The organism is Mesorhizobium japonicum MAFF 303099 (assembly GCF_000009625.1).
Taxonomy (GTDB): Bacteria; Pseudomonadota; Alphaproteobacteria; order Rhizobiales; family Rhizobiaceae; genus Mesorhizobium; species Mesorhizobium japonicum.
The window spans coordinates 4171832-4191708 of sequence record NC_002678.2; the positions used below are offsets into that span (position 1 = coordinate 4171832).

The following is a 19877-nucleotide window of genomic DNA, read 5'->3' on the forward strand; positions in this document are numbered from 1 at the left end:
GGCGCAGGTCAATAAGTGGCGCGGCCGCCGGAAACGTCGAAGACGGCGGCCGTCGTGAATGAGCATTCTTCCGAGGCGATCCAGCAGATCAGCGCCGCCACTTCCTCGACCTCGCCGAAGCGCGCCATCGGAATCTTCGACAGCATGAAGTCGATGTGCTCCTGGCTCATCTGCTTGAAGATCGCTGTGCGCACAGCCGCCGGCGTCACGCAATTCACCGTCACCTTGGTCTTGGCCAGTTCCTTGCCGAGCGACTTGGTCAGGCCGATCACGGCGGCCTTGGACGTGCTGTAGGCGGAAGCGTTGGGATTGCCTTCCTTGCCGGCAATCGAGGCGATGTTGACGATGCGGCCATAATTGCGCTCGAGCATATGCGGCACCAGCGCCCTGTTGCAGTAGAAGACGCCGTTGATGTTGATGTCGATGACCTTCTGCCAGTCCTCGGTCGAATAGGCCCAGGTCGTCATGTTCGGCCCGGTGATGGCCGCGCTGGTCACAAGGATGTCGACGCCGCCAAGGGCTTCGATCGTCCGTGCGGCGGCGCCTTCGACGCCGGCGGCATCGGCGACGTCGATGGCAACACCATGCAGGCCAGGGATGACAGTTTTCGCCTGTTCGATCTGGGCCGGATCACGATCCCAGACGCTGATGCGTCCACCTTCCTCGACGATCCTTTGCGCGACTGCCAGTCCGATGCCGGAGGCTCCGCCGGTGATGACGGCTGACCGGCCAGCGAAGCGTCCCGCGAAGTTCGGCATATGGTCTTCCTCCCAATCGGTGGCGAATGTGAAGTCAACCGCAACCAAGTTCAAGGCGGGATCGGGCTCGCCGAACGGGATATTGGTAGGCCAGCAGCGGGCGCTATCGGTGCTGAAAAAACTGCAGGAACAGCTCTCGCTCGGTGGTGATGTCGAGCTTCTCGTAGATGCGCCGGCGATGGTTCTTGACGGTGCCTATGGTGATGCCGAGACGCTCGGCGATGTTGGCTGTCGGATGACCGGCGAGGATCAGCTGCACCAGTTCCCGCTCGCGCTGCGACAATTCCGGCCACAGGCTTGTGGGGATGGTCGGCTTCTGCTGTGGCGAAGCGCCGGGGCCGGTCGGGGCCAAGGTGCGCGAAAAGTCGCTGCCGCGCGCCTTGATGTCGAGCGCATGCAGCGCCTCGAACACCGGCAGCCGCTCGTCCAGGAGGGCGATCTCGCTGTCCTTGAACGAACTGGTCGAACGGTCGAGGAAGATGCCCAGGCACCAGTCGCCGCCGTCAGCCAGCAGGATGCCGACCTCGTCGCAGATTTCTGACTGCGCCAGGAAGCCGGCTATGTACTGGCCGCGCCTGGCTTCTTCGTCGGCCAGCCCCTTGAGCGGCAGGATGCCGAGACGGCGCTCACGTCGCCATGAGGCGTAGAAAGGGTCGAAGACGTAGTAATTGTCGAGATAGCGCCGCACCATCTCGTCCGAGAAGCGCCGGTGCTTGACGAATTCGGGCGTCTTGGTCGCCGAGTAGCGGGTGACCGTCACCAAATCGTGCGCAATGTCGGCGCCGACCAGGTCGATCAGGCAGTCGACATGCCGATCGGTGCCGGTGGCGGCGATCGCCTTGGCCAGCGGCGCCCAGATGTTGCCCATGCGCATGCCCTTTTCTCGGCGAACCGCGCCGCGCAGTCATTGTGTCTTTAGGCATATGGCGCGATCCGCGCGATCGAATCTAGCCTGCGGTCATTCTCGAAGAGGGAAGGCGACCCGTGGACCAGATCACTACCAACCCCATCGTCATCGGCATCGACGCCGGCGGCACCATGACCGACACGATCCTTGTCGATCAGGACGGCCACTTCAAGATCGGCAAGTCGGCGACCACGCCGAAGAACGAGGCCGAAGGTTTCCTTGCCTCGGCCGAGGACGCGGCCGATGCCTGGGGCATCTCGCTGGAGCAGCTGTTCTCCGGCGTCAACGTCGTGCTCTATTCCGGCACCGGCATGCTCAACACACTGTTGTCGCGCACCGGCCGCCGGCTCGGCCTCATCACCACCAAGGGCCTGGAAGACATGATCCTGATGGGCCGCGGCCTGCAGGCCTGGGCCGACTATTCCTATGCTGATCGGCTCCACGCGGTGACGCACCAGCATCCCGACCCGCTGGTGCCGCGCCGCCGCACCCATGGCGTCACCGAGCGCATCGACCAGTTCGGCGACATCATCCTGCCGCTCTACGAGCACGAGGTCGCTGCGGCCGCCAGGAAGCTGATCGCCGACAAGGTCGAGGCGATCTGCATCATGACCATCTTCTCGCACGTCAATCCCGTGCACGAGAAGCGCATTGCCGAGATCTGCCGCGAGGAGATCGCCAAGGCCGGCGCCGACATCCTCGTCTACACCAGCCACGAGGTGCGCCCGGTCATCCGCGAACAGTCGCGGCTGAACTCCGTGCTGATCGAGGCCTATGCCACCTCGCGCGGCCGCAAGCAGCTCAAGGGCATCGAGGACGTCTCCAAGAAATACGGCTTCAAATATGGCGTGCAGACGCTGCTCTCCTTCGGCGGCCTGACATCAATCAACCATCCGCGCCTGCATGAGACGATGATCTCCGGCCCGATCGGCGGCATTCTGGGCGCGGCCTATGTCGGCAAGCTGATCGGCAACGACTCGCTGATCTGCTCGGACATGGGTGGCACCTCCTTCGACATGGGCGTCATCACCCGCGGCCAGACCCGGATCGAGAACGAGCCGCTGATGGACCGCTTCAAGCTCAATGTGCCGACGCTGCATCTCGACACGATCGGCGCCGGCGCCGGCATGATCCTGAAAGTCGATCCGCTGACCAAGAAGGTTTCGCTCGGACCGGAAAGCGCCGGCTCCGATCCCGGTCCGATCTGCTTCGCCAAGGGCGGCACCGAGCCGACCATCGCCGATTGCGACGCCATCCTCGGCCGCCTCAATCCGCACTATTTCCTTGGCGGCAAGGTCGTGTTGCAGGTCGAGAAGGCGAGGGCGGCCTTCGAGGAAAAATGTTCGCGCCTGCTTGGCGTCGGTGTCGAGGAAGCCGCCGAAGGCATGATCGAGATGCTGGAGGCCGACGCCAACAACGCGCTGCGCCGCGTCATCTCCGGCCAGGGCATCCACCCCTCGGAATTCACGCTGCTCTCCTATGGCGGTTCGGGCCCGCTGCATCTGGCCGGCTGCTCTAGGGGCATCGGCTTCAAGGACATCATCACCTTCCAGTTCGCCGCCGCCTTCTCGGCCTTCGGCTGCACCACCGCCGATTTCATGCGCCGCCACTCCGTGTCGACGCAGCACGACATCGGTGCGCGCGCCGGCGACGACGAGCTGCTCGCCTTCGGCAAGAAGGTCACCGATGTCTGGGATGATCTCACAAGGGCGGCGGTCGACGAGATGATCGTGGACGGCCACGCGCGCGACAAGATCAAGACCGTGCCGTTCCTGATGATGCGCTACACCGGCCAGCTCGAGGACGTCGAGGTGATGGCGCCGCTGCCGGCCATCCAATCGGCCGACGACATGCGCAGGGTCATCGACGAGTTCGAGGCGGTCTACGCCAAGGTCAACCATCGCGTTTCGCGCTATGGCGAAGCCGGCTTCTCGATCACCGAGCTCGGCCTCATCGCCACCGCCGACAAGGTCAAGCCGGTGCTGCTCAAGCGCCCGCTCGGCAAGTCGGATCCTTCCGCTGCCCACAAGGGGGTGCGCGAGGCCTATATTGGCGGCCGCTGGCACAAGGCCAATCTCTACGAGATGGACCGTCTGCAGCCCGGCCACGAGGTCATCGGCCCGGCCATTATCGAACATCCCGCCACCACGCTCGTCGTTCATCCGCAGGACCGTGTCCATGTCGATGAATGGACGCTGCTACACTACACCCACGCTTGAGAAGGGCGAACGCCATGCTGGACAAACCCGCCTCCGCGCTGCGCATCCGCGAACGGCTGATCGAATCCGAACGGCTCATGGAAGAGACCGGCTGCTATGACGGCATCACGGAACTCCATCTGCGCAACCAGGATCCGCTGAAATTCGAGACGCTGCACACCAAGCTGCGCGCCTATTGCGTCTCGGCGCGCGAAATGGCCCGCCGCATCTCGGCTTCGCCCGGCGTGCGCGAAGTCGGCGAAATGGTCGTCGCCATCTACACGCCGGAAGGCGATGCGATCGCGCTCTCCAACGGCATCATGGTGCATGTGCACACGATGAGCCGCTTCATCAAATGGATGATCCGCAACGGTTACGAGGAAAATCCTTGCATCCGCGACGGCGACATCTTCGCCAACAACGATGCCTTCATCGGCACCGTTCAGGTGCCCGACGTCATGGACGTGGTGCCGATCTTTCACTCCGGCAAGCTGGTCGGCTGGGCCGGCGCGGTCTGCCACGAACTCGAGGCCGGCGGCATCACTCCCGGCGGTGACGTGGCGCTGGCCCAGGAGCGCTTCACCGAGGGTCTCTTCGTCTGCGCTGAAAAGGTCGGCGAGAACGACGAGATCCGTCGCGACTATGTCATCCGCTGCGAGCGCAATTTGCGCATGCCGATCTACTGGGTGCTCGACGAGAAGGCCAAGGTCGCCTCCTGCATCGACATGCGTGAAAGCGTCAAGGCGTTGATCGACGAGATCGGCCTGGACTACTGGATGCAGGTGTCGAAGGAGTTCATCGAGGAAGGCCGCCGTGCCCAGCTCGCCCGCACGCGCCAGCTCACGGTTCCCGGCATCTATCGCGGCCACACTTTCTACGGCCATGTCACCGCGGGCAAGCCGGGCTACCAGCCGCTCGGCGATCCCGACTGGCTCTACAACATGCCGATCGAAATGGAGATCACCACCGACGGCAAGATCATCATGGATTTCGAGGGCACGCAGCCCTGGGGCTACCATTCGATGAACTGCACGCCGGCCGGCATGGATGGCGGCATGTTCGTGACCTTGACCCAGCACATGAATTTCGAAGGTCTGGTCAATGACGGCGCCTGGATGGCGACCGAGCTGAAGCTGCCGCATGGCACCTGGACCAATCCGGACAATGAGATGGTGGCGACCGCCACCTCATGGGCCTTGCTGCTGCCGGCCTATGGCGTGTTCCAGCGGCTGTTGTCGCGCTCCTTCATCGGCCGTGGCTTTGTCGAGGAAGCCTTCGTCGGCCAGGTCAACAGCCCGATGATCGAGATGGGCGGCACCAGCCAGTACGGCAAGCTGTTCGGCATGGCGCATTTCGAATGCGCCGCCGCCGGCTCCGGCGCGCTGGCGATCAAGGATGGGCTGGACACAGCCTATGTCGGGTGGAACCCCGAATCCGACATGGGCAATATCGAAATCTGGGAACAGAACATGCCGATGCTCTATATCGGCCGCTCGATCGTTCCCAATTCCGGCGGCGCCGGCAAGTATCGCGGCGGCTGCTCCTTCGTCTCGACCTGGCTGGTCAGCAAGACCGATCATCTCAGGCTGGTTACGTCAGAGCATTCCTCCCGCGTGTTCGACAATGGCGGCATGTGCGGCGGCTACCCGGCGCCGACCTGCCAAAAGCACCGCGCCGTGCGCGATAGCGACATCTTCGAACTCGCCGAAAAGCGGGCGCCGCTGGCGCATCACACCGGCACCAACCCGCATCGCTCGGAACTCGAACTGCGGCTGCAGGGCGAGCATGTGACGATGGAGGGGCCCTACATCACCGCCCCGCACAAGACCGGCGACGTCTTCACCCATTCCTACAATGGCGGTGGCGGTTATGGCGACGTGCTGGAACGCGATCCGCTCAAGACGGCCATGGATGTCGAGAACGGCTATCTCACCAAGGAAGCGGCCGAGGGCATTTTCGGCATCATGCTCGATGAGGACGAGGACGGCTATCCCGTCGCCAACCTCGAGGCCACCAAGCGCCACCGCGCCGAAATGCGCGCCAATCGCCTGGCCAAGGCAAAGCCGGTCTCCGAGTGGATCGCCAGCGAACGCGGCCGTGTCGAAAAGGCCGATTTCGCTCCGGAAGTGAAGAAAATGTATGCCAGCGCGATCAAGCTGTCGTCGCGCTTCACCAGGGAATTCAGCGATTTCTGGAACGTCGACGCCAGATCGATCTTCATGCCGGGAGCAAAGCCATGACCTCGTACAGCAAGGAAGTCATCGCCGATCTGGTCGCGGGCACTTTGCCCTGGCCGCAGACACGCCGCGTCATGAGCGCCTACAAGGATGACGACCGCTTTTTCAAGTACGTCGCGGTGCTGCAGGACCGTGTCAGCTGGAAGGACCCGATCCTGCTGCCGGTCTCGGACCACCTCTTCATCTGCCAGAGCGGCGACGAGCGCGTGACGCGCTGCGAATGCGGTCACTCCTTCGGCGACTATCGCAAGAACTGGAAGCTCAAGGCGTCGATCATCGTGCGCAACACCGAGGAGACGTTGCGCGAAATCTATCCCAGCAGCGATATCCCCGATCCGCAATGGATGGAGATCCGCGAATTCATCTGCCCGGAGTGCGGCACCATGCACGAGGTGGAAGCGGCCGCGCCCGGCTATCCCATCGTGCACGATTTCCAGCCCGATCTCGAAGGCTTCTATCGCGAATGGCTGGGCAAGCCGCTTTAGCGAACCGCGTCGACAAATACTGCGGAACCTGATTGCTTGCCCCAACCATTGGAGAAGCACGCGATGACAAACCTTGCAGGGCGCGGTGCAATCGTCACCGGCGGCTTTTCGGGCATGGGCTTCGCCATTGCCTCGGCCTTGGCTGAAGCTGGCGCCAATGTCGCCGTCGGGTCCTACATCGCGCCTGCCGGCACCGACAGATCCGACGCCGCCTATTATCCGGGCATCGACGAAATCGAGCGCGTGCGGTCGGCCTTGTCTGCCCATGGCACCAGGGTGCACGCTGCTCACCTCGATGTCCGCGACAGCGAGGTCACCAACCGTTTCGTCGCCGAAGCCGAGGCCGCCATCGGTCCTGCCGACATCCTGGTCAACGCGGCCGGCACCACCACCGAGCAACCGGTTTGCGGACATTCCGACGCGCTGTGGGACAAGATCGTCGACACCAACCTGACCGGCGCCTTCCGCACCACCCGTGCCGTGCTTCCCGGCATGATCGCGCGCGGCTGGGGCCGCATCGTCAACATCGGCTCGACCGCGGCTTCCGTCGGCTGGAAGGACAACCCCGCCTACTGCGCCTCCAAGGCCGGCCTGCTCGGCCTCACCCGCTGCGTGGCGCTGGAGGGGGCGGCGCACGGCGTCACCTGCGTCATGATCAGCCCGACCTGGGTCGAGACCGAATTGATGCGCCGCAACGTGGCACAGGTCGTCGAGCGCGAGGGCAAGGGGCGGACGGCGCAGCAAGCGATGGCCGAGATCGCCAAGGGCAACCCGCAGCAGCGCATGCTGCAGCCGCAGGAAATCGCCGCACTGGCCGTATTCCTGTGCTCGGACCTGGCCAAAGGCATCACCATGGAAAACATACAGATCACCGGCGGAGCACTCTGGTAGCATTCTCGTGCCTGATCCAGGCGGCTGTCTCGGGGCGGGCCACAGGCTGATCTCTCCCCGTTCGCCACAGTAATTCCAGGATAAGTGTGAACGGTTTTCCGTCCGAAATTGCGTCAAAACAACGAGTTAGAGCGGTTCGCCATTTCCGTGAAACGGTGGACTGCTCGGATGTAAGACAAGGTGACCGGATTTGCCATTGAGCATGCGATGCGATAGGTTATATTGCACTGCACAATGGAGATGCCGTTTATTGCACGCCCCTGTTTGCGGATATGCCGGCCGGTTTGCGGCCCGGCCGACTTGCTGGTCTTGGGCCGCGCCGACGGGACTCTGAGATGAAAATTCCAAAGTCCCTGCTGGTCGATCCCGAGAAGAACTCGGTCTACGGCGCTTTTGCCGTTGCCGTGTCGATCTGGGCGTTCTCCTATTCCGTCATTTTCGGGCAGGTGCTGATCCTGGCCTACTACGCCGTCTGGCTTCCGCTCATCCTGGTCGACTACCGGCGCTTCCTGCGCCAGTTGTCCGGCGCCTGGCTGCCTCTGCTGTTCGCGGCCTATATCTGTTTTTCCATCTTCTGGTCGCAGGCGCCCGGCGTCACCGCCAGAACGGCGGTCCAGTACCTGTCCCACATCGCCTGTGCCTATGTCGCGGCGCGTACCGTCAGCGTGCGCACCCTGACGCTCGGCGCCCTGGTCGGCATCTTCTTCGTCATGCTCTATTCGCTCAAGGTCGGGGCCTATTCCGAGGACGTCCTTGACGGCACCTACAATTTCGTCGGCGCTTTTGCCTCCAAGAACCAGATCGGCTTCGTCGGCTCGCTCGGCATCTACTTCTCCGTGGTGTTCCTCGCTTTCCTGCGGCGCGGCCGGCTGAGTTTCATACTGACTGTTCCTGTCGTGCTGTTGTCGGCCTACCTGCTGGTCATTTCGCATTCTGCCACGTCGATGGCTTCGATACCGGCGGTCCTGGCGCTGATCGCGCTTCTTGCCATGACCAAGCTTTTGTCACGGCGCTATCGCCGGGTGATCTTCGTGGTCGGCGCCGGCCTGATCGTCGTGGTGGCCTTTGTCGCCCTCAATCTCGGGCTCATGGACTTCGTGCTTGGCCTCTTCGGCAAGGATTCGACGCTCACCGGGCGAACCTATCTGTGGGAGCAGGGCTGGAACGCCGCGCAGCGCTCGCCGATCCTCGGCGTCGGCTATGCCGCCTATTGGGTGCAGGGCTTTGCCGAGGCCGAGCGGCTGTGGAATGAATTCTACATCACCACCCGCACCGGCTTCCATTTCCACAACACCTATGTCGAGGCGCTTGTCGAACTCGGCTTCACCGGAGCGGTGATGATTTCGCTGATCATGCTGCGCACGCTCTACGGCCATGTCTCGACGGTGATTTTCAAGGCATGGCAGGCCGAATCGGTGGTGCTGTTCGGCGTGATGGTGTTGCTGCTCATCCGCTCCTTCGTCGAGGTCGAGGTCCTCAACCCCTACATTATGGGCTCGTTCCTGATGTATTTCAGCTACTTCAAGCTGGCGCGGCTGCCGGTCACCCGTACGCGCTGGTCGCCGGCTTTCGAACCGGCGGATGCGGCAAGGGGCGAGCCGGCCTGGCACCGGCATGTCGGCCGTCCGGCGGCCGCCGATCCATCATGAGCCCATCCACGTCGCCCAAAGGCGCATAGCGCCTTGCGGTAACGAGAGATTCCCGCCCTTCGAGGCGGCGCGCTCTGGAGCAATTCCAGGAAAAGTGTGAGCGGCGTTTCCGGGAAAAGCGCGTAGCGGTTTCCCTTGGGAATTGCGTTAGAACAAAGAGAATAGAACGGCTCGCCGTTGCCGTGAAACGGTGAAACGCTCTATCATTCGCGCCCTGGATCGCTCATGGCAAAACCTCCACCAGGCGGGCCTGGTGGAGGTTGGAATTCCTTGTGCGATGGATCGGAGCGCTGATCGCGCCGAAGTCCGCGACCTATTGGCTGGCCAGCGGTGCCAGCTTGATCTTGATCACGTCACCGGGCAGCACCGGTGTTTCTTCCTTTGCCGCGATTTCGCTGGTCTTGCCGTCGACATTGCGAACCAGCGAATAAAGCAGCGTCGGCTGCTGGTCGTTGGTGATGGCGGCCGTCGTCCCGGGATCGCTGGCCTGGGCGATCAGGCCTTTCTGCATATTCACCTTCAGCGCGGCCTCGTTCAGGTCGGCTTCAGTCTGCTGCCGGTCGGCGGCGAGGCTAGAGCTCAACGTGTTCTGGGCATCGATGGCGTCCTGCGTCGCCTTGCTGATCGCCTGCTTGGCGGTGAGGATGGCCGTCTCGTAATCGAGGATCTTGCCCTGCAGGTCGGTGACGGACTGCTGCGAATCCAGCAGCCGCGCATTGGCGACCAGGCCCTTCTGCGCCAGCGGTCCGATGCTGGTGAGCTGCTGCTGCGCCAGGTCGACTTGCTTCTGCTGGTTGACGATCTTCTTCTGCAGCGATTCGATTTCGGCCTGAAGGACACTCTTGAGATCGTCGAGCGCCTCGAGCTTCAGCTTCAGCGCCTTCTGATCTGCCGTCAGGATCGTCATCTCGTCGGCGACGATGGTCGGCAGCCGCGGATCGCCCTCGACCTCTTTCGGCGCTTCGAAACTTGCCTTGCCGGCCAGATCGGCATCGATGCGGGCGCGCCTGACGAGCAGCCGGACGCGCTGGTCGTCGGAGATATCGAAATTGCCCTTGGCCGTGACCAGGTCCTTGCCGAGCTGGGGGCCGTAGTCGGCACTGCGCCTGATACCGCCGGCGACACTGATCGCTTTCAGCACCGTAAGATCGGGCACAAAGGGAAACTGGCCGGGGTTCTGCACTTCGCCCGAAATATAGAAGGGCCGGAACTGCGCCATCTCGACCGAGGCCTCGGGCTTGTCCGACAGGGCGAGCTTGTGCTGCAGCGCCTCGCTGATTGCCGCCGCGACTTCCGCCGTGGTCTTGCCGGCCGCCGGCAACTCGCCGACGAAAGGCACCGACAGCGTGCCGGCCGGGCCGACCGTGTATTCGCCGTTCACCGCCGTCCAGTCGCGGAACGTGCCTTCGACGGTCTGCCATTCGGCGATGCGGATGTTGAGCTTGTCCTGCGAGCCGAGATGGTATTCACCTGATATGGCGACCTGGGGAAGAAAAGCGAGCGACGTCGCAAGGCAGGTGGCCATAAGCCGAGAGCGACCGGAAAAGCGGCCGCTGCCAAAGGCTTCGAACATGTCTTTTTTCAACTGAACGTTCCGATCCGTTTTAGCCCCATCGCCCGATGAGCTTGCCTCCGGATGCCTGGTGCCGGCAGCCGGTCAGTAAGAGCCGCGGGACATCCAGACGGCCGGCACGGTCTTGATGATGATGCGCACGTCGCCGAACAGCGACCAGTTCTCGACATAATGGCGGTCGAAGGCGACGCGGCTGTCGTAGGAGACGTCGTTGCGGCCGCTGACCTGCCACAGGCCGGTCAGGCCGGGCCGCGACTTCAGATAGTAGACGGCGGCGCTGCCGTAGATTTCCAGCTCGTCGCGCACCACCGGTCGAGGCCCGACAAGGCTCATATCGCCCTGCAGGATGTTGATGATCTGCGGCAATTCGTCGAGGCTGAGCTTGCGCAGCACCGCGCCGACGCGGGTGACGCGTGGATCGTTCTTCAGCTTGCGGGTCGCTATCCATTCCGCATTGGCCTCCGGATTGGTGGCGAGATAGGCGGCCAGCACCTTGTCACCGTCCGGAACCATGGTGCGGAATTTCAGGCACGGAAAAATCCGTCCGCCGCGCCCGATTCGCCGATGGCCGTAGAAAATCGATCCACCGTCGGAAAATTTGACCAGCAGCGCTACCATGATGAACAGCGGGCTGAGAGCGATCAGACCAACCAGTGAACCGACAATATCGAAGCTGCGCTTGATGAGGCCGCCGATCGGCGGCGGAAAATCGGTGTCAGCCTGCGAAAAGTCCGCCGTGGCCGACTTGGCAATATCCCTCATGCGGAAACTCCATGCGTTGAACGAATGGTTCACCACACGATACCAAAAAAATGTTGCAGCGCAACACACAATTTCCCGGCCCACTGAAATAGTCGCGTCATGAATTGACTAAATAATAAGCTAGTGATGCACATTTTTCAGGATGTTTAGCACATTTGTGACAATAAATGGGCAAGCGTAAAAAAATGCGGACCTTTTTGGGGCGAATCAGGGGCAAGGCGTTCTCTCGGGCCCGGATTGGTACATATTAGAGCTTTAGGAAGGCCCGAAGTTCCAGACTATTAACATAAAATACTACATAATATTGGGAATTGTACTGAAGCGAGTCGGCGGCTGCAGGTTGAGTAAATTGCGGTGGTGTGCGTTGCAGCATGCCAGAGTCGATCGCGCAAGCTCAATCAAAAATATGTGCGGTTGCCCTTGCCGCCTTCTGCTCGCCTTAATAGAATTGCAAATTATACCTGTCAGAGTGGCGACAGGTTGAAAGGCCGGAAGCAACCGGTCGATAGCGGGCACCTTTACAAGCCCGCATGACAAGGGACGGCGCTCGGGTGGGGCTATCGTTTGATAAAACCCGGGCCGGTTTATGGGCTGTTGGGTATGTCGCTTCCAAAATTCATCGTTGGGATGATTTTCGCACTTGCAATCGTCGTCGCCTGGTCATGGCTTGGCGGCGCTTCGCTGGGCATGACGCTGCTGCGCGTCATCATCTGCGCCGTGATCATCCAGGCCGGCTATTTCGTCCTTGTCTATGCCATGATCGCCCGGAGCGCGCCGACGCCGGCCGACAGGCTGCGTGAAGCCGAGAGAAAGCTGAGTTCGCCCGACGTGACCGAAGGCGAGAAGCTGGGCAACGCCCGGCGCAGCCTGCACTAGTTCCTGCAAAGGATATCCGTGGCCTCAGGCCACATTGGCGGGTTCGGTTTCCGACTGTTCCCCCGACAGCATCCTCGACAGCCGGCTCGCCGGCTTCGCCTTCAGGCGCTGATACTGGCCGACCTCCACGATGCGGCCGTCTTCCATCGCCACCACCCAGTCGGCGAAAGCAATCATCGATGGCCGGTGCGCGATGGTCAGGATGGTCATCGCGCCGCGCAATCCGTCGATCGACCGGGCGATCAGCGACTGGTTCTGCCAGTCGAGCGCGCTGGTCGCCTCATCGAGGATGAGCAGCGACGGCTTGCGCAGCAACGCACGCGCCAGCGCGATGCGCTGACGCTCGCCGCCGGAGAGCCGCACGCCGCGATCGCCGACCACGGTCTCGAGCCGCTGGTCGAGCCGTTCGACGAAGTCACCGGCATGCGCGGCGCGCAGTACTGTCCACAGATCGTCGTCGCTGGCCTGGGGCGCGGCCAGGCGCAGGTTCGCCGCGATCGTGTCATGCAGCAGGAACACGTCCTGCGGCACATAGGCCACCTGATCGCGCCAGCGCCGGCGATTGCCGGCATCGATCTCGACGCCGTCGACCAGGATCTTGCCGGCGGTCGGCTCGAGCAGCCCGAGCAGCATGTCGGCGATCGTGCTCTTGCCCGATCCCGAAGGGCCGATCAGGGCCGTGACCTTGCCGGCCGGCAGGCCGAAGGTGATGTCGCTCACCACCGCCTTGCCCGAGTCATCGTAGCTGAAGGAGACGCCGCGAATGTTCAGCCCGGTATCGAGCGACAGCTTTTGCATATCCTCGGATTGGGCATGGCCGGGCTCGCGCTCGGCGTCGAAACGGGCCTGCAGGCTGCGCATGGCCGTATAGGCGGGCAGGTTGATCAGCACCTGCTGGGCCTGCGTCTGCATGTCCATGAAGCGCGGCGCGATGCGCATGAAGACGAGAAGCAGCACGACAATCTCGGCCAGTGACAGGTTGAAGCGGACCAGCGCCACATAGATGAACAGGCTGAGGCCCACAACGCTCGCCACCTGGAACACGGCGGTGCCGATCGAACTGTTGCGGACATAGTCGATGTTGTCGGCCTTCATCTTTTCCAGCGTCGACTGCAACTGCGCGAAATAACTGGCCTCGACATTCAGGCTCTTGGCCACCTTGATGCCGCCGAGGAACTCCGAGACCGTGCGGTACTGATCCTGGCGGTTGCTGGTCAGGACACGCCCGAAAGCGGTCGCGCGCGCGCGAAACGGCTGCAGCGCTATGAACATCATGATGCCGATGACGATCGCAAACGCCGTCATGACCGGCGAGATGAACATCGAGATCACGAGATAGCCCACCAAAAGCACCGCGATCTGCACCAGCATCAAAAGCGAGAAGGCGGCGCCCTGGACGCGATCGATGTCGCCGGTCAGGGCATGGTCGAGATCGGAACTGCGCATGCGCGAGAAGACGCCCCAGCGCGCCTTGCCGATGCTCTCGAACAGGTTCATGCGCAAACGGTTGATGAAATCGAAGAGAAGCCTGGCCATGTAGACCGACTTGAAGCGGTTGAACGCTGCCTGCACGGCAACGAGCCCGACCAGCGCGCACAGCACGGTGGTCAGCTGCAGCGTTCCGTCCGGCACCAGCCAGCGCACGAAATCATTGCTCGGCAGCCGCACCGCGAAATCCTGGTCGGCGCGGCCGACCAGATGCAGCAGCGGCACAAGCAGCAAGATCGAAATGCCTTCCGTCAGGCTGCCGAGGATCAGGAACAGTAGCGCCGTCCAGGTTCGCCGCCCGCCGATCTGGGCGATGACGGCGCCGAACGCGGCGACATCGCGAAACAGCGACAGGCGAAGGATCGAGGATTTCGACATGATTGCGCTCACCGCCGCCGACGGCCGGCCGCAAGATCCCCGGCCGCCAGGTCGCTTTCGACCAGCGCCACGGCCTCGCCAATCCTGTCGAGGCCGGTCGGAACTTCCAGCCGGAACACGCCGACATGGTTAGCGATTGCTGAACATTGGCGAAGATGCAGCGCCGCGAAATCGCCGGAGAGCGCCGCGCGGCCGAACCGCGTCACATAGGAGAATTTGATGATCGCCGGCAGAGCAGCGATGCCGGGCAAGGCCGTGATCGCGGCCTTCGCGCCGCGCTCGAGGACATAGATCCTGGTCGCCGGCACCATGCCGCCGGAGAAGGCGCCATGCAAGCGATGCTGCATCTTCTCGATCGCCGGATGCACTTGCGGCCGCACCTCCGCCCGGCCGAGCGAGATCGCGGCCGCGGCGTCGGCGGCAAGCTTGATCTGGGGAAACCCCGCAACGATCATCGGCGCGTCCGGTCTGGCGAGATCGAGCGCCACGACATCGTCGGTAAGCAATTCATGACCGGCCCGGATCAGCGCGCTTGCCGTCGTCGACTTGCCAGCGCCCTTGTCGCCCATGAAGATGGCGCCTTTGCCGGCCGCCGCGATGGCGCTGGCATGCAGCACGAGCAGGCCGCGCTGGTGCAGCAACAACGCCATCACCGGCCCAAGCAGCGGGAAGGCAAGCAGCGCGTCATCGACGCCGGGCGCCGGCTCGATGTCGATACGGTCGGCATCGCTGATCAGGAAGGCGCCGACGGCATGCCACGCCAGATATTGCCGGTCAGGCTCGAAGCGGAAGATCGTCGCGGCCTCGGACGAAGGCTTCGGCATGTCGATCGTGCCGATGGCGATCAGGATATCCGCCGCCGCCGGCTCCGTCGGCTCCAGCTCGGGCAATGCCACGTCGGACGCGACGGTCAGGCCATAGGCCCGGTAGTAACGTCGCTCCCTCATCATCCCGCCATGGGAAGGGGCATCGTCAAGGTATGTGGCGAGCGGCTGGTTAGGCGGCATCATGCGGGGCTCCCGCCGTGCTGGACCTGCCGCAGCCAGAGTGACAGCGAGGCCGAACGCCAGACATACTGGACATCCAGCGATGCCACCTGATCGGGTTGGCTGAGCAGCCGGGCATAGGCGGCGCTCACCTGCGGCAGGTTGACATAGGGCGCGATACGGCCGGCATCCGAAACCAGCAGCTGTTCCAGGAGGTCGCGGTGGTTGCGCACCATGCCGTTGACGAGATTGGCGGTGAAATCGATCTTGTCGCGCCGCCACTGCACCGCCGCCGGCAGGATGCCCTCCATGGCCCGGCGCAACACATAGCGGCCAAAGCCGTGGCTGAGTTTTTCCTCGCCCGGCAGCGCCAGGCAGAATTCGACCAGCGGCTTGTCCCAGAAGGGATAGCGCGGCTCGACGCCGAAATTGGCCGCCGCCTTGTCGAGGACCTCGAAAGAGTGCGGCACATAGCCGTTGGACAGGATCCAGCGATGGCTCAGCGCGTCGCTGGCCTGGACGCCGGGCGGCATGTAGCCGGCCCGATGGAAGCGGTCGATAAGTTCGGTGCGCCTGGCCAGGTCGGGATTGATCAGGTCGCGCCAGCTGCGGCCGCGCTGCATTTGCGTGGGCTTGCGTATCCTGTTCAGGGCACGGTTCGCCAGCTGTCTCGCCTTGGCGATGCGCCAGGCCGGTCCATAAAGGGTCAGGAACTGGAAATAGAGGCCGAGCGTGCTGTCGCCATAGGTGTTGGAGGCGCTGCGGACCTCGCGCCAAAGGTCCAGCCACCTTCCGCCATTGGCAAGCTCGTGCAGATGGCCATGTCCCTGTGAGACGACCTCGTCGCCGCCATGGCCGTCGAGCAGCACCTTGATGCCTTTTGCGCCCGCCGTGCGGTAGATGCCGCGGGTCAGCGTCAGGCCCGGCGCCAGGAAGGTGCCCTCCTGTTCCTCCAGCACCCGTTCGAACTCGGCGAAAGGTGCATAATTGCCGACAGGGATCAGCGTCGGGTCGGTCTTGTGCTGGTCCAGCACGGCATCGATGAAGGCCCGTTCGTCCATCGACGAGCCCTTCTCGAAAACCAGCGAAAAGGTCGGCAGCTTGGGTTTCCGCTCGGCGGCGTTCTGCAGGCCGGCGACACAGGCGATCGACGAGGAATCGAGGCCGCCGCTCAGCATCGCGCCGACCGACCGGCTTCCGCGCATGCGGTTGCGCACAGATTGCGAAAACAGATGCGCGAATTCCTCCGCCGCATCCGACCGCGCCGGTCGCACCGACGGTTCGATCTGCCAGTATCGGCGCAGCACCACCTGTTGTGCGGTGACAGTCAAGCTGTGGCGCGCCGGCAGGGTGAAGATATCGCTGTAGGGGGTGGATTGCGGGTCGTCGGGAAGCCCGGCCAGGAATCCCGAAATGCGGTGCTCGCTGATGCGCGCGCCGACCCCATCAAGCCCAAGCATAGGCCCGATCTCGGAGGCAAAGGCAAAGCGCCGGTCCGCGGCGTGGTAGTAGAATGGCTTGACCCCGAAATGGTCGCGCGCGCAAAACAACAGCTGCCGCTCGGCATCCCAGATGGCAAAGGCGAAATCGCCTTGCAGGTGCACGGGGCAGGATTCGCCCCAGCGCAGATAGGCCCGCATCAGCAAGACGGCGTCCGCAACCGACCTGTCGCGTATGCCAAGCCTCGCCATCAGCTCGTCGCGATTGTCCAGCCGGCAATCGGCGGTGATGGCGAGCTTGCCGCCGGCCATGGTCAGCGGGCCGGGGCCGGCTTCATCCGTGGTGTTGAGCCAGGCGTGGCCAAGGGCGATACCGCTGTCCAGCCACCACGAATTTCCGTCGGGACCGCGATGGCGCATGCGGGCCAGCATCCGCTGGATGTCGGTCGCCGCGTCGGCCGGCGCTTCTTGTCGCAGCAGGATTCCGGCGACGCCGCTCATCGGCTGCCGTGGTCGACCAGATGCGCGAACCCATCGACGGAGCCGCCAAGCACGACATGGTTGTCGCTGACCAGCCAGGCATGCGCCTTCAACTGCTCGCCCGTGCCGCGTTCGACGCCGATGCGGATGTTGGAGGCGTTGCCCTGGCGCGCGAGAATGTATTGGCCCGAAAGAGCCTGGGTCAGGCAAGAGGCGCGCGGCACGAACCGTGCAGCCGCGGCAACTCCCCAGGCGACGAGCCGCAACTCGCCCATGCTGGCGCACTGGCGCGCGTTGAGCCGGGTCACCATGGCGCGAACACGGTTGTAGGAGAACAAGGTCAGCCCCAGCCGGACGGTCGCGACCACCAGCAGGCAGTGGCAGAGGAAAAGGGCTTCCGAGCCGCTCAGGGACAGGACCCTGGCCAAGCTCCAGCTGGGCCGGCGTTTCGCTGGCCTCGATCTCTGGTCCGTCGCAGGTCTTTGCCGCGAAATCATGGCCTTTTGCGGAACCTGCCTAGACAAGTGCCTCATTGTGCAGCCTCGCAAGTCCGTTTTCGGCCAGGCCTTTCAGCAAGGCGTCGACGTCGGCCTTGCAGCGCTCGGCGTCGACATTGTAGCGCTCAAGCACGGCGCCGCGGATATCGGCGATCGACTTCGGCTGCTGGATCTGCTCCCAGATGAACGCGCCGACGGCGTTGAGGCTGTAGTAAATATTGGATTTCAGGTTGAGAAGCGCGAGGCCACCGCCGAATTCGCAAGCCACGGCGTCCCCGGTGGCACTTACGCAATCGTGCTCGGATGGGTTCCAGTTCATGCCAAAACCTCCTTAGCAACACACGGCCTACGCGTCGTCAGTTCGAAAGCGGAAAGTCGGGGATTTTCATCCCCGGCTCCATTTACGGTCTTCAATCCTGGAGGCCCAACGTCACTCCTCCAAAACCAAGCTAGTTCTCAGGAGAACGTCAGATCGCCAATCGGGGTGTGCGCCGGAAACGACGCGTCGATTGCCGTGCTGCCGCCACCGCCCTGGGTGATGGTTTCAATCGAACCATGTACCGTGAGGCTTGGCGTTTCGTACTCGTGCTTTTCAACATTCTGTTCCATTTTACTCTCCAATGAGGACTGGAAACGGCCTGTCGAGTGCCGTCAGCACTTTCATGCTGCGATGCAATAGCTGCATAGCAACATTTATGAGTCAAGTCTGATTTACCTCCGGTTAATCAATTACGGGTTGCGGGCGTCACCATGTGTGTTCAAATGCTCAAGATTCCGCCTTACTTGAGCCGAAGCTCGATGCAGTCTGCCTTCGGCGCGGGCGATTCTTTAAGAGATTGAATTTACTTGCATAAAAAGTCCATAGCGCTGGCGCTTTTTTAGGCATGGCTAAAAAGATGAATTCTTGTTAGCCGGCCGGGTTCGAGGATCGGCTAAAGCGCCTCGATTGGGTCGGAATTTCGGCCCTATGCTGCGCCGCTTCGGGGAAGCTCGGCAAACGCTCTGGTTGCAAAATCTCGCACTGCGAAAGGAAAGACTTTACGGCGTCGAGGTTTTTGAGGATGCTTTGTTTCGCACTTGCAGCATAAACGTCGTGCAAACCGCATTTTGGAGACTATGCACTCAATGGCCTTGCCGGAAAGTTCCTATGAACGACTGCGCGCCGCCGACTGTGCCGACGAGATTGCCTATGTGCGGGCCTGCCTGCGGTTGTATTTCTCGGGCGCGGCTGCTGCTGCCGGCGATGTGTCGATGCCGAACCTTTCCGCAGCCGCCGTCGCCGATATTGCCAGGCTGAACAAGGTCGCCACCTTCGTCCTGAAGGTGCTGTCGCGCGCCCCGGTGGGCGAAAGGCCCGCCGAGCTTTTCCAATGGCTCGACACCTATCGCCGGCGGACGGTTTCGATGAACGCCGCCTGTCTCATGGATTCGATGGTGATCCATCAGGCGCTGCGCGACAGGCAGATCGATTTCGTCTTTCTCAAAGGTCCCTTCCAGCAGCATCTGCTCTATGACGACCATTTCATGAAGCCTTCGGGCGATGTCGACATCCTGGTTTCCCCGGCCGGATTCTCGAGAGCGCGCGATGCGCTGCGCTCGATCGGCTATGAGGTCTCGGGCAAGTCACGCTCCGTCTGGTGGGTCCGCTTCCTCGGCGAACAGCACATGATCCGTGGCAACGGGCCGTCCACGGTCGACCTCCACTATCGCCTCCAGCAGCCGGGCTCACCCAGTCCGCGCGATGCCGACGGCTTCCTGCGGCGCAAGCGGCTGGTCGAGATCACCGGCACCGAAGTGCCGTTCACCTCGGCAGCCGACACGTTGATGCTGTCCTGCATCAGCGTCGCCAAGGCCCTGTTCAACCACGAACCTTGCGCCGGCTATGTCTGCGACATCAGGGCCAGCGCCAACCGTCTCGGCGAGGCCGATCAGCAACGTGTGCTGGATGCCGCGGTGAGCCAGGGGCTGGACGACACGCTGCTGCTCGGCCTGCGCGCCGCCGATGTGCTGCTGGGCGCCACCGGCACGCTTCTGTCGGAGCGGGCCAAGCCGATCCTGTCGCGCATCGGCAATGAGGACCTGCTCAACATGGTCATCGCGCCATGGCTGTCATCCTTGCGGTGGCCGCAGCGGCGAACGGTGCTATGGGAATTGTGCGGCAGGGCTCCCGTCCGCTATCTGGCCGAGGCCGCCTGGGCAGCGTCGGCGGACATCAGCCGCCGCATCTTCGAACGGCCGGCCAGCCCGTGATGGCGGTGGCGTTGCAATACGTA

The 19877-nt window shown here is 62.9% G+C and carries 17 protein-coding genes; 7 read left to right on the forward strand and 10 right to left on the reverse strand.

All coding sequences use genetic code 11. From position 1 onward, the window contains the following. Positions 1-8 precede the first annotated feature (8 nt). Together MAFF_RS21465 and MAFF_RS21470 are read right to left on the reverse strand one after the other, a co-directional pair. Positions 9-758 (reverse strand): SDR family NAD(P)-dependent oxidoreductase, encoded by a 750-nt coding sequence (locus MAFF_RS21465; RefSeq protein WP_010913063.1) that lies wholly within the window; start codon positions 756-758, stop codon positions 9-11. A 103-nt stretch (positions 759-861) separates the two neighbouring features. Beyond that, complete coding sequence (locus MAFF_RS21470; RefSeq protein ID WP_010913064.1) at positions 862-1632, reverse strand: helix-turn-helix transcriptional regulator; 771 nt, start codon at positions 1630-1632, stop codon at positions 862-864. Between the two features lie 110 nt (positions 1633-1742). On the opposite strand from MAFF_RS21470, the gene MAFF_RS21475 reads away from it, so the two are divergent. The 5 genes from MAFF_RS21475 to MAFF_RS21495 all read left to right on the forward strand — a co-directional run bounded on the left by MAFF_RS21475 (position 1743) and on the right by MAFF_RS21495 (position 9125). After that, complete coding sequence (locus MAFF_RS21475) at positions 1743-3884, forward strand: hydantoinase/oxoprolinase family protein (RefSeq protein ID WP_010913065.1); 2142 nt, start codon at positions 1743-1745, stop codon at positions 3882-3884. A gap of 14 nt (positions 3885-3898) precedes the next feature. After that, the gene (locus tag MAFF_RS21480) at positions 3899-6103 is read left to right on the forward strand and encodes a hydantoinase B/oxoprolinase family protein (RefSeq protein ID WP_010913066.1); all 2205 of its coding nucleotides are present in this window, start codon (positions 3899-3901) and stop codon (positions 6101-6103) included. Continuing rightward, on the forward strand, positions 6100-6585 hold the full coding sequence (locus MAFF_RS21485; protein WP_010913067.1) for an acetone carboxylase subunit gamma: 486 nt from the start codon (positions 6100-6102) through the stop codon (positions 6583-6585). Before MAFF_RS21480 ends, MAFF_RS21485 begins: the two co-directional genes overlap by 4 nt. Before the next feature lie 63 nt (positions 6586-6648). Beyond that, positions 6649-7476, forward strand: coding sequence for an SDR family NAD(P)-dependent oxidoreductase (locus MAFF_RS21490; protein WP_010913068.1), 828 nt, complete (start codon positions 6649-6651; stop codon positions 7474-7476). A gap of 335 nt (positions 7477-7811) precedes the next feature. Then, positions 7812-9125, forward strand: coding sequence for an O-antigen ligase family protein (locus MAFF_RS21495; RefSeq protein WP_010913069.1), 1314 nt, complete (start codon positions 7812-7814; stop codon positions 9123-9125). 313 nt (positions 9126-9438) lie between these two features. Here MAFF_RS21495 and MAFF_RS21500 read toward each other — a convergent pair whose 3' ends face one another. After that, positions 9439-10698: a polysaccharide biosynthesis/export family protein gene (locus tag MAFF_RS21500; RefSeq protein ID WP_010913070.1), complete on the reverse strand. Its 1260-nt coding sequence runs from the start codon at positions 10696-10698 to the stop codon at positions 9439-9441. An 84-nt stretch (positions 10699-10782) separates the two neighbouring features. Further along, positions 10783-11460, reverse strand: coding sequence for a sugar transferase (locus MAFF_RS21505; protein WP_010913071.1), 678 nt, complete (start codon positions 11458-11460; stop codon positions 10783-10785). 600 nt (positions 11461-12060) lie between these two features. Here MAFF_RS21505 and MAFF_RS21510 point away from each other — a divergent pair. Next, a complete protein-coding gene (locus MAFF_RS21510) occupies positions 12061-12336 on the forward strand; it encodes a hypothetical protein (RefSeq protein ID WP_010913072.1) in 276 nt (91 codons plus the stop codon). Positions 12337-12360: 24 nt separating this feature from the next. On the opposite strand, the gene MAFF_RS21515 is transcribed toward MAFF_RS21510, so the two are convergent. The 6 genes from MAFF_RS21515 to MAFF_RS37875 all read right to left on the reverse strand — a co-directional run bounded on the left by MAFF_RS21515 (position 12361) and on the right by MAFF_RS37875 (position 18213). Then, entirely contained in the window at positions 12361-14202 is a 1842-nt protein-coding gene (locus MAFF_RS21515; protein ID WP_010913073.1) for an ABC transporter ATP-binding protein, read from the reverse strand. Positions 14203-14210: 8 nt separating this feature from the next. Further along, on the reverse strand, positions 14211-15212 hold the full coding sequence (locus MAFF_RS21520; protein WP_010913074.1) for a hypothetical protein: 1002 nt from the start codon (positions 15210-15212) through the stop codon (positions 14211-14213). Beyond that, complete coding sequence (locus tag MAFF_RS21525; RefSeq protein WP_010913075.1) at positions 15209-17128, reverse strand: lasso peptide isopeptide bond-forming cyclase; 1920 nt, start codon at positions 17126-17128, stop codon at positions 15209-15211. Before MAFF_RS21525 ends, MAFF_RS21520 begins: the two co-directional genes overlap by 4 nt. Further along, positions 17125-17535 (reverse strand): lasso peptide biosynthesis B2 protein, encoded by a 411-nt coding sequence (locus tag MAFF_RS21530; RefSeq protein WP_244420585.1) that lies wholly within the window; start codon positions 17533-17535, stop codon positions 17125-17127. The genes MAFF_RS21525 and MAFF_RS21530 overlap by 4 nt, the downstream gene beginning before the upstream one ends. A gap of 88 nt (positions 17536-17623) precedes the next feature. Then, positions 17624-17923: a PqqD family protein gene (locus MAFF_RS21535; RefSeq protein ID WP_010913077.1), complete on the reverse strand. Its 300-nt coding sequence runs from the start codon at positions 17921-17923 to the stop codon at positions 17624-17626. Positions 17924-18060: 137 nt separating this feature from the next. Then, a complete protein-coding gene (locus MAFF_RS37875; RefSeq protein WP_010913078.1) occupies positions 18061-18213 on the reverse strand; it encodes a lasso peptide in 153 nt (50 codons plus the stop codon). A gap of 516 nt (positions 18214-18729) precedes the next feature. On the opposite strand from MAFF_RS37875, the gene MAFF_RS21540 reads away from it, so the two are divergent. Continuing rightward, complete coding sequence (locus MAFF_RS21540) at positions 18730-19854, forward strand: nucleotidyltransferase family protein (protein WP_044548789.1); 1125 nt, start codon at positions 18730-18732, stop codon at positions 19852-19854. Positions 19855-19877: the final 23 nt, after the last annotated feature.

Coding starts and splice junctions, on each gene's coding strand:
- MAFF_RS37875 (WP_010913078.1), bottom strand. CDS start 18,213: ATGGAACAGAATGTTGAAAAGCACGAGTACGAAACGCCAAGCCTCACG.
- MAFF_RS21465 (WP_010913063.1), bottom strand. CDS start 758: ATGCCGAACTTCGCGGGACGCTTCGCTGGCCGGTCAGCCGTCATCACC.
- MAFF_RS21540 (WP_044548789.1), top strand. CDS start 18,730: ATGGCCTTGCCGGAAAGTTCCTATGAACGACTGCGCGCCGCCGACTGT.
- MAFF_RS21520 (WP_010913074.1), bottom strand. CDS start 15,212: ATGATGCCGCCTAACCAGCCGCTCGCCACATACCTTGACGATGCCCCT.
- MAFF_RS21480 (WP_010913066.1), top strand. CDS start 3,899: ATGCTGGACAAACCCGCCTCCGCGCTGCGCATCCGCGAACGGCTGATC.
- MAFF_RS21485 (WP_010913067.1), top strand. CDS start 6,100: ATGACCTCGTACAGCAAGGAAGTCATCGCCGATCTGGTCGCGGGCACT.
- MAFF_RS21525 (WP_010913075.1), bottom strand. CDS start 17,128: ATGAGCGGCGTCGCCGGAATCCTGCTGCGACAAGAAGCGCCGGCCGAC.
- MAFF_RS21510 (WP_010913072.1), top strand. CDS start 12,061: ATGTCGCTTCCAAAATTCATCGTTGGGATGATTTTCGCACTTGCAATC.
- MAFF_RS21515 (WP_010913073.1), bottom strand. CDS start 14,202: ATGTCGAAATCCTCGATCCTTCGCCTGTCGCTGTTTCGCGATGTCGCC.
- MAFF_RS21490 (WP_010913068.1), top strand. CDS start 6,649: ATGACAAACCTTGCAGGGCGCGGTGCAATCGTCACCGGCGGCTTTTCG.
- MAFF_RS21470 (WP_010913064.1), bottom strand. CDS start 1,632: ATGCGCATGGGCAACATCTGGGCGCCGCTGGCCAAGGCGATCGCCGCC.
- MAFF_RS21500 (WP_010913070.1), bottom strand. CDS start 10,698: ATGTTCGAAGCCTTTGGCAGCGGCCGCTTTTCCGGTCGCTCTCGGCTT.
- MAFF_RS21535 (WP_010913077.1), bottom strand. CDS start 17,923: ATGAACTGGAACCCATCCGAGCACGATTGCGTAAGTGCCACCGGGGAC.
- MAFF_RS21495 (WP_010913069.1), top strand. CDS start 7,812: ATGAAAATTCCAAAGTCCCTGCTGGTCGATCCCGAGAAGAACTCGGTC.
- MAFF_RS21505 (WP_010913071.1), bottom strand. CDS start 11,460: ATGAGGGATATTGCCAAGTCGGCCACGGCGGACTTTTCGCAGGCTGAC.